Annotated in this window: 11 protein-coding genes; 10 read left to right on the top strand and 1 reads right to left on the bottom strand. The window is 40.7% G+C overall.

All coding sequences use genetic code 11. The features are described 5' to 3' along the window. Window positions 1-19 precede the first annotated feature (19 nt). The 10 genes from ACIROD_RS03520 to ACIROD_RS03475 all read left to right on the top strand — a co-directional run bounded on the left by ACIROD_RS03520 (window position 20) and on the right by ACIROD_RS03475 (window position 13,440). A complete protein-coding gene (locus tag ACIROD_RS03520) occupies window positions 20-1,267 on the top strand; it encodes a glutamate-5-semialdehyde dehydrogenase (RefSeq protein WP_252266974.1) in 1,248 nt (415 codons plus the stop codon). An 80-nt stretch (window positions 1,268-1,347) separates the two neighbouring features. Further along, window positions 1,348-1,782, top strand: coding sequence for a general stress protein (locus tag ACIROD_RS03515; protein ID WP_402937996.1), 435 nt, complete (start codon window positions 1,348-1,350; stop codon window positions 1,780-1,782). Between the two features lie 660 nt (window positions 1,783-2,442). Then, on the top strand, window positions 2,443-4,377 hold the full coding sequence (locus ACIROD_RS03510) for a sigma 54-interacting transcriptional regulator (protein ID WP_402937993.1): 1,935 nt from the start codon (window positions 2,443-2,445) through the stop codon (window positions 4,375-4,377). A 186-nt stretch (window positions 4,378-4,563) separates the two neighbouring features. Next, a complete protein-coding gene (locus ACIROD_RS03505; protein ID WP_260358966.1) occupies window positions 4,564-5,538 on the top strand; it encodes a hydroxyacid dehydrogenase in 975 nt (324 codons plus the stop codon). An 81-nt stretch (window positions 5,539-5,619) separates the two neighbouring features. After that, complete coding sequence (locus tag ACIROD_RS03500; protein ID WP_402937988.1) at window positions 5,620-6,300, top strand: sodium:solute symporter family transporter; 681 nt, start codon at window positions 5,620-5,622, stop codon at window positions 6,298-6,300. Between the two features lie 79 nt (window positions 6,301-6,379). After that, window positions 6,380-8,041, top strand: a complete 1,662-nt coding sequence (locus ACIROD_RS03495; protein WP_402937985.1) for a thiamine pyrophosphate-dependent enzyme — start codon at window positions 6,380-6,382, stop codon at window positions 8,039-8,041. Window positions 8,042-8,095: 54 nt separating this feature from the next. Next, window positions 8,096-9,277: a Glu/Leu/Phe/Val family dehydrogenase gene (locus tag ACIROD_RS03490; protein WP_402937982.1), complete on the top strand. Its 1,182-nt coding sequence runs from the start codon at window positions 8,096-8,098 to the stop codon at window positions 9,275-9,277. 58 nt (window positions 9,278-9,335) lie between these two features. After that, window positions 9,336-10,766 carry an amino acid permease gene (locus ACIROD_RS03485; RefSeq protein ID WP_402937979.1) on the top strand — a complete coding sequence of 477 codons (1,431 nt, stop codon included), beginning with the start codon at window positions 9,336-9,338 and terminating at the stop codon, window positions 10,764-10,766. A gap of 135 nt (window positions 10,767-10,901) precedes the next feature. Next, window positions 10,902-12,344 carry an aldehyde dehydrogenase family protein gene (locus ACIROD_RS03480; RefSeq protein ID WP_260358962.1) on the top strand — a complete coding sequence of 481 codons (1,443 nt, stop codon included), beginning with the start codon at window positions 10,902-10,904 and terminating at the stop codon, window positions 12,342-12,344. Between the two features lie 64 nt (window positions 12,345-12,408). Beyond that, window positions 12,409-13,440 carry an aromatic ring-hydroxylating oxygenase subunit alpha gene (locus ACIROD_RS03475; protein WP_137019950.1) on the top strand — a complete coding sequence of 344 codons (1,032 nt, stop codon included), beginning with the start codon at window positions 12,409-12,411 and terminating at the stop codon, window positions 13,438-13,440. 162 nt (window positions 13,441-13,602) lie between these two features. Here the strand turns inward: ACIROD_RS03475 and ACIROD_RS03470 are convergent, their stop codons facing one another. Further along, entirely contained in the window at window positions 13,603-14,049 is a 447-nt protein-coding gene (locus tag ACIROD_RS03470) for a DUF5392 family protein (protein WP_402937974.1), read from the bottom strand. Between the last annotated feature and the right edge of the window lie 356 nt (window positions 14,050-14,405).

The raw sequence follows: 14,405 nt of genomic DNA, 5'->3' as shown, positions 1-14,405 counted from the left end.
AAAAAGGGTGAATTTGGAAATGAGTGAAGTGACGGCGAAAGGAAAGGCAGCCAAAAAAGCCAGTTATCAGCTAATCGGTTTGAGTACGGAAAAGAAGAATGAGGCACTTGGAAAAATTGCTAAACAACTTATTATCGATAAAGATTTTTTGATAAAGGAAAACCAAAAGGATCTGGAAGATGGCAGGAAAAAAGGTCTCAGCGAGTCTATATTAGATCGAATTATGTTGAATGTTAACCGTATTGATGACATGGCAGCGGCCATTATGCTTTTAATCGATTTAAATGATCCGATTGGGGAACGATTGGAGACGATCGAAAAAGAGAATGGTTTATTGATTAAAAAGCAACGGGTGCCGATCGGGGTAATCGGAATGATTTATGAAGCAAGGCCTAACGTGACCATCGATGCAGCTACATTATCCTTGAAAACGGGGAATGCTGTCATCTTAAGAGGCAGCTCTTCAGCTAAATACTCCAATATGGCACTAGTCTCTTCCATTCATAAAGCATTGGAGAATACGGAAATCCCTGTAGAAGCTGTTCAGTTGATCGAGGATACAAGTCGTGAAACCGCTAAGGAACTTTTTCATCTTAATGAGTATTTAGATGTTTTGATTCCCCGCGGCGGAAAGAATTTAATTGAAACGGTCATTAAGGAGTCCACTGTTCCCGTCCTTGAGACAGGTGCAGGCAATTGCCATATCTTCATCGATCAGACCGCAGATATCACGATGGTCGAGAAAATTGTCTTAAACGGTAAAACTCAGCGCCCATCCGTATGCAATGCTATTGAGGGGCTTCTAATCCATGAAGAATGGTTTAAAGAAAATGGAGTGCGTATTCTGGAACTCCTGGACGAAAAGGGTATTGAATTATATGGAGATGAAGCGGTTTGCAGCTCCTTTCCGAGAGCGAAAACGGCTACGGAGGAAGATTGGTCAACTGAGTACCTGGCTTTAAAACTCAGCGTGAAAACTGTAAAAGGTGTATCCGATGCCATTGATCACATAAACCGGTACGGTTCCAAGCATTCTGAAGCAATCCTAACGAGGGATGAACAAAATGCTTACGCATTTTTGAATAAAGTAGATGCCGCAGCAGTTTATCACAATGCTTCCACCCGTTTTACAGACGGCTTTGAATTCGGTTATGGCGCAGAAATCGGCATTTCCACACAAAAGCTGCATGCACGTGGACCAATGGGGTTACCGGCCTTAACATCAAGCAAGTACTTCATATACGGCCAGGGGCAAATCCGGGAATGAAATTCATTTCTTTCATGGAAGGTTATTAAACCTCAATTAAGGGTATTGTACAATACATTACTTTTAAAGGAGCAGATACCATGGACAAGAGGTTTATAGCAATATATGATAATGAAAATGAAGCGACTACAGCAGTCAAAAATTTAAAGGAACAAGGATATACATCCGATCAAATATCAGTAGTGGCAAAAAATATCGATAAATTACCAACTGAAGCCGAGGAAGTCAGCCCGGCAAAAACTGATGGATTAGTAGCTGGGGCAGCAGCCGGCGGAGCTGTCGGGTTGACAGGCCTGCTTATTGGAATGAGTGCATTGGCCGTACCAGGAATTGGTCCGATATTGGCAGCGGGTCCGATTTTCACCACATTTGGCGGAGCCGCAGCCGGGGCAGCATCGGGAGCAGGCGGATTGAGGAAGCCATTATTGGATCTTGGACTGGAGGAAGCCGAAGTCGATCAATATATGGAGGATATTAAAGCAGGGAAAATCCTTGTCATAGCCGATCCTTTTTAAGTTCGCAAGTAAAACCACCTTGAATGAACAGACTTATGATGTTTGAGAACTAAACTCCATAAAAACTCAAAATTAAACAGCTCTTATTTATTTAAAAACCCCGTTCAGAATTCTTGAACGGGGTTAATCTTTTTGTAGGCTAATTTTATTGTCACTAACGATAAAATCAAAAGGAATTCCACATTGGTATGAAGAATAAAGGAATATAGTCCTATTAGCGAGAAAGGGAGGGGGATTATGGTGAAAAAGCAGAAGCCGATGCCACTTTAAGAAATTATAGATATTTTATTCATGATGATTTTCCCCTTGAGAATCATTATACTGATTATAATGTTAAAAAGCGTTTTCCAGTGATGAAAAGCAAGTTTTATTGAGAAGAATTGAATGACCATTCTTATTGTGATATTTAATACCAATCGAAATCCTTGTGATGAAAAAACCCACGATAACAGGGTTTTTTATTTTTAAAAGTGAAAGATGGAATATCTTGATAAAATGGGGAATTAATCTCATGCGTACTTAAGGCATTAACTTTTCATATTCTGGCATTGAAAAACTTTACGGCATTCTTAGCTAACTCGAACTATCAAGACCTTGTATGACCAGGGCTTTGAGCTTTATCCAATAAAGCAAAATGATTTTAGGTTGGAGGTGGGTGTTTTGATAAAAATAAAACTCGTTGTTCCTCGAAAAGGGTATATTACGGACGCCTTTGAAAGATTTGAGGAATTCAACAAGTTGGAAGCATCGGAAAACAATGATAACGGATCGGTGAAGTTTGTATTAGAGGAGGTAGTTGAGGATGCCGATAAGATTGGAAAGCTGAAGCTTGATGCTGATGTAATCATCTCAAGGGGGTTAATCACGAAACTTTTAAAAGAAAGCAATGAATTCATTCCAATCGTTGATATACCAGTGCAGGGTATCGATCTCATTCGTTCCCTGTATGATTGCAAGGCTCGTTTTGGCAGTAAAAAAGTGGCTGTCATAGGTGCGTTAAATATGATTTATGGTGTTGAAAACCTTTCGGATATCGTTGATTTGCCAATTCAGTCCTATATATTAAATGATATCGAGTCCTCAGTCAGTTTAGTGGATTTAGCAGCCAGAGATGGCTGTGAGGTTGTGTTAAGTGGTTTAAGTACATGTAAATATGCCGAAGAAATAGGGTTGGGAGCCATTCTGGTGGATACTGGAAAGGAATCATTTCGGCAGGCGTTGATTGAGGCGAAACGAGTAGCTCTTGTCAGCAGAAGGGAACAGGAGAAGACCAAGCGTTACCAAACGATTCTTAATTATGCCTATGAAGGGGTTATTGCTATAGATTTAAAGGGACAAATATCCGTATTTAATACGGCGGCTCAGGAGATTTTGTCCATTGCCAAGGGGAGCTTAAATGGAAATTCCATATACGATATAATAAAGCCCGGGAAATTTCGTAATATGCTTTTAAGCGATGATGAATACGAAAAAGATACGGTTGCTTACCAATCCATTCAATTATCGGTAAAAAAAGTCGGGATATTTTTAAAAGGTAAAAAAGTGGGGGATATGGTCGCCTTTCAAGATGTTACCCGCATTCAGGAGATGGAAGGGAAGTTCTTTAGAAAGCTTCATTCACGCGGACATGTGGCGAAGTACACATTTGATGATATATTGTATCGGAGTTCGGAAATCAAGAGGACGATTGAAACGGCTCAACGTTATAGTGAAGTAGATTCAAACATTCTTATAATTGGAGAAACTGGAACGGGCAAGGAAATATTCGCCCAAAGCATACATAATCATAGCAACCGTAAAAATAACCCGTTTGTAGCCATTAATTGCGCAGCCCTTCCCGAAAATCTATTGGAAAGTGAGCTTTTCGGATATGCAGAAGGAGCTTTCACGGGAGCCATGAAAGGCGGAAAGCAAGGATTTTTTGAACTGGCCCATAGAGGTACGATTTTTTTAGATGAAATCGGAGAAATCTCCCCGAAAATGCAAAGCCGGCTGCTACGTGTCCTGCAGGAGCGGGAAATCATGCGCATCGGTGATGATAAAGTAATTCCGGTTGATGTGAGAATTGTGTCTGCAACGAACAAAGACCTCATGCAAATGGTAAAAAGTAATGACTTTCGGGAGGATCTGTATTATCGCTTGAGTGTGCTGGACCTTGTATTGCCTCCGCTTCGGGAACGCAGAGAAGATATTCCGTTATTGGTGAATGCCTTTATTCGGAAAGGTCATTCGGAACAAAAACAAATCAAGATCACGGATAGTGCCATGAAAAAGCTAAGTGAAGGGAATTGGGAGGGGAATATTCGCCAATTGCAAAATTTTTGTGAGCGATTATGTGCTCTTTATAAGAACAAATTAATTGATGTGTACGATATCGAAATGTATTTTCCGAATATAGTTAAAAAGAAAATACCGCTGTCGCAAACTGACGGAGAGAGCGATATGTCACCCGGAATACATTTATCCGAGCGTGAAAGAATTGTTCAAACGTTAACGAAGGTTAATTTTAATAAAGGAAAAGCCGCCTTTGAGTTAGGCATGAGTCGCACGACATTATGGAGAAAGATGAAAAGCTTGAAGATTGAAATAAATTGAAACGTATTGAAACAAATTAATTCATTATGAAACAAATTGTTTACTTTATTTATCTCTTAATTTGAGGACTAATTGGCTTCTTTCTTGAATAAACGGATGTTTTTTATGTTGGCACAATAATTGTATATAAACAATGTAGTAGGAAAGGTTTTTCCTTCAAGGTTAACATGAAAGGTTGGTGGGAATGTGAGTCATTTAGTGTATATTCCTCAAGATATTGAGAAAGAGGGGAAAAGTTATTTAGTAGAAAAAGGCTTTAAGATTAAAGTAGGGTCTGATTTGTCGCAAGAAATTCTTATGGAAGAAATCAAGGGTTGTGATGCAGTATTAACGAGATCAACGGCTGTAATAAATAGAGAAGTTATTACAGCAGCTGAAAACCTCAAAGTAATAGCTAAGTATGGAGTGGGCTTGGACAATATCGATATCGAAGCCGCTACAGAGCGTGGCATATATGTAACAAATACCCCAGAGGCGAATGCGAATTCTGTAGCTGAACATGTAATGGCATTAATTTTATCATTGTCCAAAAACTTAAGCTTGGCTGATAAAGAGCTGCGCAGCGGGAATTTTGCTATCCGTAATCAACTTTTTGGCATGGACTTGGAAGGCAAGACTTTGGGGATTATCGGACTAGGGAGAATCGGTAGAATACTGGCAAAAAAGGCTTCCGAAGGCTTCGATATGAAAGTGATTGGCTACGACCCTTATGTTACAGCCAGCCCGAATTCAGAGCTGGAGATAGCAACAGATTTAGAACGGGTATTCAGAAACTCTGATGTTATTAGTCTACATCTGCCGTTAACGAAAACAACAAAAGGAATAATAGGAAGCCGTGAGTTTTCCTGGATGAAACCTTCCTCCTTTTTTGTAAACGCTTCCAGGGGCGGAGTGGTGAAGGAAATTGATTTAGTAAACGCTTTGCAAGCAGGCGAGATTGCCGGAGCTGGAATAGACGTATTTGAAGTTGAACCTCCTGATAAATGGAATCCCCTTTTTAAATTGGATAATGTGATTGTCAGTCCTCATAATGCGGCATTGACGAAGGAAGGTTCCGTACGCATGGCTGTACATGCAGCAATGCAGGTGGAACAAGTTCTTACTGGCGTAAAACCGAACTGGGCTGTAAATGAGCCCTTAACTAAAGGGGTGTCAATGTAATAATACAGTGATAATTATCTGTTTTTTCTGATAAAAAAGGTTTGGAAGATTCGAGTTTAGCATTTGTTGATAAGGATGATTATGCCAATTTATCAAGTAATCATCATTTTTTCGTTATTTATTGGTTTTTCTGCGATTCTCCAAGTTCCGAATTTACAGGGAGCGGAAGCAGACTTAGCTTTATTTAAAATGGCGAAGATGTCATTTGATCCCTGGTTTGTCGGAGTTATTGGAGCATCAGGGGCGATGGCCGCCCTTATACCCAGTTCACTCGTGTTGACGGCTACGGCCACGATCCTTTCAAAAAATGTATATAAGGTGTGGAAGCCGAATACATCAGATGAGCAGCTTCAAAGACTGAGCAGGATGTTAGTACCTGTCATTTCTATAGTGACTCTATATTTTACGTTCAATGGCGGGGAGTCGATTTTTACGTTATATCTTATGGCATATAGCTTCATGGCACAGTTGTTTCCAGCACTTTTTTTCAGTCTGTGGAAAAAGAATCCGATTACCGTTCAAGGAGCTTTTGCCGGAATGATCGTTGGAATCCTAATTGTCATATACTCGACTACTTCAGGTACGACGCTTGCTACTTTATTTCCATCTCTACCGCAAGGAATACAAGATCTTGATGTGGGGTTAGCTGTATTATTCATCAACATTGCAGTAACTTCGGGAGTGAGTGCCGTTACTGGAAAAACTTCAATTCGGATGGAAGAGAAAAAACAAGTTTCCAGTATGGAAAAACTTATTAAATGATAGTGGGAATGAGTTCAATATTAATATAATCATAAATTACGAGAACAAAAACACGTACTTGAAAGCGGGAGGCTTGATTATGAAAGTCAGTGGAGGAAGAGCAGTCGTAGAAGTAATGGCTATAGAAGGGGTGAAAAAAGCTTTTTGTGTACCAGGTGAAAGTTATCTTAGTGTAATGGATGCACTATATCAACATCCTGAAATAGAACTTATTTCCGCCAGGCATGAAGGCGGTGCCTCTTTTATGGCGGAAGGTTATGCCAAGGCTTCAGGGGAGGTAGGAGTTTGTATGGCAACGCGTGGAGTGGGGGCTACAAACTTAGCTATCGGCATTCATACTGCTGCTCAAGATTCAACCCCTTTGGTTGCGCTTATTGGCCAAGTCGAACGCCCTTTTAAAGAGAAGGAAGCATTTCAGGAAGTGAATTTGACGGGTTTTTTCAGTCATTTATGTAAATGGACGATAGAGATCGATCGTGTGGAAAGAATCCCGGAATTATTGCAGCGGGCTTTCCATATTGCGCGATCGGGTCGGCCGGGCCCTGTATTAGTGGCTTTACCGCATGACATGTTAGAAGATGAGGCAGAGTTGAACATTAATCCATCTTATCGCCCGCGTCCTCCTCAACCACATATGGAAGATGTGAAGCGGGCGATGGATACGATACGAAACGCGGAGCGCCCCGTATTGATTGCAGGCGGAGGTGTGATTCACGCTAAGGCCAACAGGCTGCTTGTACAATTTGTAGAGACAATGAAACTTCCTGTCGTTACAGCTTTCCGTCGATTTGACGCGTTTCCGAACTCACACCCTTGCTATGCAGGATGGCTTGGGTTTGGGACACCTCAATATTTACTTGATGCAATCCGTGACGCAGATGTAGTTTTGGCATTAGGGACACGATTCTCTCAAGTAGGAACCCAAGATTACACCTTGCTTTCTAAAAATACTAAACTGATCCATGTGGATATTTGTCCGGAAATTTTTGGTAAAGTGTATGCTCCTTCCCTTGCCATTGAAGCAGACGCCAAGAGCTTCTTGGAACAAGCAATGCTAACGCCAGAATCAGAATCTATTTCAAGCGAGGATCATTTGAAGGAATTGCACGATAAATATATGGAATTTTCTGAACTCAAGGCCGACTATACAGAAGATTTCGTGGATATGGACGGATTGATGCATGATCTTGCCGTCGGTCTGCCGAAGGATACCATCATTACAAATGATGCAGGAAACTTTTTTGGATGGCTATCCAGATATTATCGTTTTGAACAAGAAAACACATACGTGGGGCCAACTTCGGGTGCGATGGGATATGGACTGCCTGCTGCTATTGGGGCAAAGCTGGCGAAGCCTCACAAACATGTTGTTTCTATTTCAGGAGACGGCGGCTTTATGATGACTCTCCAAGAGATTGAAACCGCTGTACGGTATAAAATTCCGACTATATCAATTGTTGTGAACAACAATATTTACGGAACAATTCGTGTACATCAAGAAAGGCATTTTCCAAATCGGGTCGTTGGAACTGACTTGTCCAATCCTGATTTTGCTGAATTGGCGCGTTTATTTGGAGCACATGGTGAAAAGGTTGAAAAAAATAGTGATTTTGCGCCAGCGTTGCAAAGGGCGATTGCTTCAGGGCTGCCTGCTGTAATCGAAGTTGCAGTCAATCCAAAGATTCAATCTGTAGGCCAAGACAAGAAGGAAGTCCACGAAAAGCTAATGTCGAACAATTAACATTGGAAGTTAGCAGGAACCAATAAAAAGAAGATAATTAGGGAGGTTTCATAGTTGTTAAAACCATATTTAGTAGTGGAATGGAATGATACGGAAACAGATGCTAAAGGCTGGCTGGTCGTCCATAACTTTGTCAAAGGTTACACAGGCGGCGGTACTAGAATGCACCCAACGGTTACAAGAGAAGAGGTCGAGAGGTTGGCCGAGGCTATGGCTTATAAGTATGTAGCCTGTGAGTCTGAGACGACTGGCGGTTGTAAAGCGGGCATTGCCTATGATTATAAAGCGCCAGACGCATATGCAGTGTTAAGAAGATTTCTGATTGCGATGATGCCTTTTATAGATATAGGGGTATCGTTAGGAAGTGATTTAGGTACCAAGTATGAAGATGTGCTCAAAATATTTAATGAATTTGGCATTGATATCCCATTAACGAAATCAATGAAGCAGAATCCGGATGTTCTGCAAGGGATAAAAGACTTCGATGAATTATTGACGAAAAAAATCGACGGGTTGTTTTTAAACGATGTCGTAACAGGCTATGGTGTGGCTTTTTCCGCAGATGAGGCATGGAAATTTAAAAGCGGAAAAGGTGGAGCGAGAGTTGCCATTCAAGGATTCGGCTGTGTAGGGGCAAGCTGCGCATTGAAAATGTCCCAGTTAGGATACAAAGTTGTGGGAATTTCCGATGCAGCCCTTTTGGTTACGTGTGAAGAAGGATTGGATGTCCAAAAGCTTATTGATCATAAGAATATGTACGGGGAAATGGATAAGGCCTTTTTTGAACCGCATTATGATGTAAGGTCAAACACGGAATGGCTCGACATAGATTGCGACATTTTAATTCCGTCAGCATTGGAGGATGTCATCCACATATCCAATGCCAAAAGCGTAAAAGCGAGCTTGATCGTTGAGGCGGCAAACATTCCCCTTTCTTCAGAGGGAGACGAAATCATAAAACAGAGAGGAATAGATGTTGTCAATGATTTCGTTGCCAACCTTGGGGCGATAAGATTTTATGATGTGGTTATTTTCGGACTGGTTAAACCAAATCCACAAGCTGTCGTTGATGATATAGAAAAACTATGCAGGAAAAATACGTATCATTTATTTACACAAGCTAAAAAACAAAAAAAATATCAAAGAGAAGTAGCCTATGAAATATTTAAACCGACAATCAGCGACCTTCCAGAATATGCAGTGCCTTCCGAAGCGTTATCGTGGAACTCTCGTTAACTTGTGTTAATCATAAAAGTGTTTAAGCTGATTATCGATCAGAAACGGGGGGGAAATCATGCAAACAGAACATGAAAATCAGCCAAAAGAATTACAGCGTTCAATGAAGAGCAGACATTTATTCATGCTCTCCTTAGGTGGGGTAATTGGAACAGGTCTTTTCCTGGGCTCAGGATATGCCATAGGTGAAGCTGGACCCTTAGGAGCGATTGTTGCCTATTTGGTCGGTGGTTTATTAATGTACTTGGCGATGATTTGTCTCGGTGAATTATCGGTAGTGATGCCGGTATCCGGATCCTTTCAGGTTCATGCAACGAAATTTATCGGTCCCGCCACTGGATTTGTCATTGGCTGGATTTACTGGCTGAGCTGGGCTCTTTACGTAGGCCTGGAATTTGTAGCGGCCGGTTTGCTCATGACTAGATGGTTTCCCAATACACCAGTATGGATATGGTGTGTGATATTTACGGTACTTTTATTCACTATAAATGCATTAACAACGAGAAGTTTCGCTGAGACAGAGTATTGGTTCTCCGGGATTAAAGTACTTGCCGTCATTCTATTCATAATTATCGGTGCAGCAGCGATGTTTGGATTGATTCATATGGAGGATGCACAGCCTGCCCCGTTCTTTTCCAATTTTATAGGAGATGGACTATTCCCTACAGGATTCACGGGTGTGTTTATATCGATGATGACAGTTGTGTATGCTTTCCAGGGATCGGAAATAATGGGTGTTGCAGCAGGAGAGACGGAAAACCCGCAAAAAAGCATTCCTAGAGCGATTAGAAATATCGTAATACGTGTGCTGCTTTTCTATGTACTGGCAATCTTTGTTCTATCGGCCATCGTTCCTTGGAAAGAAGTTGGGGTACTGGAAAGTCCATTTGTTACCGTGTTTGAAATGGTAGGCATTCCTTATGCAGCTGACATTATGAATTTCGTAATTTTGACGGCGGTCCTCTCTGTAGGAAACACGGGTCTGTTTGCTTGTACAAGGATCCTTTTCTCCCTTTCTCAAAACGGTATGGCGCATTCTGCATTTGGAAAGCTCAATCGGCGCGGTGTACCTTTTAACGCCTTACTTGTCACCATGGTCTTTGCCTTGCTGTCCTTACTTACTAGTGTAGTAGCGGAAGAAACGTTATTCGTTGTACTACTTTCCGTAAGCGGGGTTGGAGGGGTGCTTACTTGGATGGCGATTGCGTTCGCACAATACAAATTCCGTAAGCAGTATATCAGAGCAGGCGGAAAGGTTGAAAATCTGAAGTTCAGAGTACCTTTTTTCCCGTTTGCCCCGATTCTCTGCATCATTATGTGTCTAGGTATTTTCGTGTTCACCGCTTATGATCCGACACAGCGAACCTCGTTGTATTGGGGATTAGGTTTCGTCATTGCTTGCTATATCTTTTACTATTTTAGATATGCGAGAAGGAAAGTGGAGGTGCCAGCCTTAACAAATGATCAGCCCAATGATTTTGTTCAATAGGAGAATATTCCTAATGTGCCCGACAAAAGAAAACGTTAGGGTATGCAGGAGTCGTTGAAGAATCCATTTAGAAGTTACCAGTTATAAGTAATCCTATTATTTAAAAGTAGAAAAATAGAATACGGAGGAAATCGTATGCGTTACTTAAATTATATTAATGGAAAATGGAAAGAACCCACTACAGGTGAATATAAGGAAAATCTTAGTCCTCATAATGGAAAAAATTTAGGGGAATTTCCATCAAGTGCTGCGGCTGATTTACATGATGCAGTGGCAGCCGCAAAAAATTCATTTCCTGACTGGAAAAAGCTGTCGTTTCAGCAACGGGCTTCATACTTGCAGAAAGCAGCTGATATTTTGAAAAAGAATATTCAGGAAGTAGGTCAAGATTTGATAAAGGAAGAAGGAAAAACATTCTTGGAAGGGATGGGGGAAGCCAATCGTGCTGCCAGCATACTTGAATATTATGCTGCTGAAGCCCGACAGCCAATCGGGGAAGTAATTCCTTCAGCAAATGCCAATACATTTTTATACACTATTCGCACGCCGCTAGGTCCGGTGGGGTTGATTACCCCATGGAACTTTCCTATCGCCATCCCTGTATGGAAATTGGCGCCGGCCCTGATTTACGGGAATACAGTCGTGATTAAGCCGGCTGATTTTACACCTAAGTCGGTCTACCATGTGATGAAAGCCTTCGATGAGGCGGGTCTTCCGCCTGGTGTCATCAATTGTGTATTCGGAAGGGGCTCCGTCATTGGTGCTGCTTTAGTGGAACATCCGGATGTGAAGGCCATATCTTTTACCGGCTCGAATCAAGTAGGTCAGCAAATTCAAAAACAAGCCATTGAGCATGGAAAGAAAGTGCAAGCGGAAATGGGAGGGAAAAACCCTCTTGTCGTCCTCGCCGATGCTGATCTTGAAAAAGCAGTGGAAATAGCTATAGGCGGAGCTTTTAAATCCACAGGGCAAAAATGCACAGCCACTAGCCGGGTGATTGTGGAAGAAGGAATTTATGAAGTATTCCGGGAACGGCTTGTCGCGCGTACGAAAGAATTAAAAGTGGGCGACCCGCTCAAAGAAGAAACATATATCGGTCCCGCGGTCTCTAGATCACAACGTGATGGCGTGCTTGAAATGATCGATGTTGGGAAATCAGAAGCTACGCTGTTGTGTGGAGGGGAGATTCCGGCAGAAGAGGAATTGGCGAACGGTTTTTATGTCCGGCCGGCTATCTTTGAAAATGTTCCACAACATGCCCGCATTGCACGTGAAGAAATCTTCGGACCAGTTATCGCCCTTTTTAAGGCCGTAAATTATGAGGAAGCAGTTAAGATGGCCAATGATACAGAGTATGGATTGAGCGCAGCAATTTGTACAAACAATTTAACGTTGGCTCAACGGTTTATTGAAGATGTGGAGGTGGGTCTTGTTCATGTCAATTCGGAAACAGCAGGAACCGAACCGCAAATGCCATTTGGCGGATGTAAAAATTCAAGTGCAGGCAGCCGTGAACAAGGGAAGAGTGCCGTTGAATTCTATACAGAGGTCAAGACAGTCTATATGGATCGGGTATAACTAAAATGGTTCCATGCATTTTTTAAACTTTTAAATTAGATGATAATCAGGAGGGATTTTCAATATGTCTATTAAAGAAAATGTACAGTTCAGCCCTACACTCCCTTATTCACGGTATGTCGAACCAGAGGCATTCAATGAAGAAAGAAAAAAAATCTTTAGAAAGAGTTGGATATTAGCTGGTCATGCAAGCCAAGTTGAAAAAGTAGGCGATTTCATGACAATAGACATCGCCGGAGAGCCTATTATCGTTTCTCGCGGTACTGATGGTGAACTGCGTGCTTTCTATAATATTTGCCCTCATCGCGGAATGAAAGTAGAAAACTCCGATAAAGGAAATAAGAAAATTTTACAATGCGGTTACCATGGATGGACGTTCAAATTAGATGGAAGTGTGCATAAAGCTCCTAATTTTAAAACGAATGAACTGGGAATACACAGTTGTATGAAATCCATTCGCTTAGAAGTTCAGAATGCTATGATTTTTGTAAATCTAGATAAAAATGCACCTTCTATGGCAGAAGCATATCAGGAATTTTTAGAGGAAATGAAAGAGTATCCCTTCTTTGATTCACTGAAACTAGTTAGGGAAACTAGACGTGTAGTAAAAGCTAATTGGAAAGCCGTTGTTGACAATTACCTTGAATGTGATCATTGTTCCATTGCTCATCCTGGCTTTGCAAAATCCTTTGATATATCAAACTTTTGCACAACGACACACGACAAATTCACCTATCAATATATGACAGCAAGTAAGAATGGCGAAGGTGATCAAGCGCGTTTTTATTGGGTTTGGCCAAATATGATGATTAACGTTTATCCAGGAGACGGGAATGTGAATACCATCCAAGTAATTCCTGTTGATGCCGTGACGTCGTTAGGAATTTATCGTGATTACTCCCTCGATGAAAAAATAACCATAGAAAAAGAAGAATATTTTAAATTTGTTGATCAAGTACGGCAGGAAGACTTTGAACTGGTGGAAAAACTGCAAAAAGGATTAAGTTCCGAGGCATTTACAAATGGTATCTTTTCTCCAACTGAACATGCTGCAGTCTATTTTCATGAACTTATTGATAAAAAGCTCCAGAACTAACAACTAAGCTGCAAATGGAATGCACTTAAAGAAGAAACGTGATACAGAGGATTTTTGAATTCAATAGCCTAAGCAACCAACAAGTGTGATTCGGCAGTTTATCGGATCACACTTGTTGAGTTGTTTTTTTCGTGCTGAGTTTTTTGCTTATTTCTACCGATATTATTCCGGGTGTGAGGATTTGTTCTTCCATTGTTGTTCTTCAGCAAGAAACTCAAAAAAAACATTCATGGCAGTAAGCGGATGCTCATTTACTCTTTTAAAGTAGTTACTTTTTCTGGCATCTGTTAAATAGCTGCTTTTTTTGATTCTATCCAACATATATTGTTGACTAATTTTCACTATTTCTTTTTGGTTGTGTTTGTTTTCTTTTAAAAAGGCAAATCCTACAGCTCCCACCATTGCATAGATTCCAAGTGCAATTTTCGAGATGGGTAAAGATTCGTTCTTAAATAAAAGGAAAAAAAGATTAATGACGGAAAAGCCTATCATCACCGTCGAAAAAAAACCGTATTTCATATTTTTCTTCAACAAGGGGGATAATTTTGATTGAAGTTGTTCAATTTCGGCTTGCATGAAACTCGGTATATTATTTATTTTAATATTCATTGTATCCTCCTTAATATTGTTCAAAAATGGCACTGAGAAATCGTACCTATTCAATGAAACAGGAAAAGGAACCTAATAATATATATCTTATCGTTTGGTAACGTGTTTGTCATTTAATATAACCCTTGGACTCTTTTAAAGGGAAAAGTACAGCAGTGATGTGAATAAGAATGCCATGTATACTTTGATAACCCAGTTAGACAGCGTTATTGAAGTATGTTGCCTTAATATACTAACAATGGTATTAATGATGAATGGATTATGGTAAAATGGTCCTCAAATGGAAGTTGTATTTTTCGTTTTTTGCTTATTATTAGTTATGGATGGCCTTGCCGCGCCTTTTTTTGTCATAAATA

This window comes from Peribacillus sp. NPDC101481, from assembly GCF_044767165.1.
GTDB lineage: Bacteria > Bacillota > Bacilli > Bacillales > DSM-1321 > Peribacillus.
Note: the sequence above shows the minus strand (reverse complement) of the source record. Positions and strands in the feature narration are given on the sequence as shown.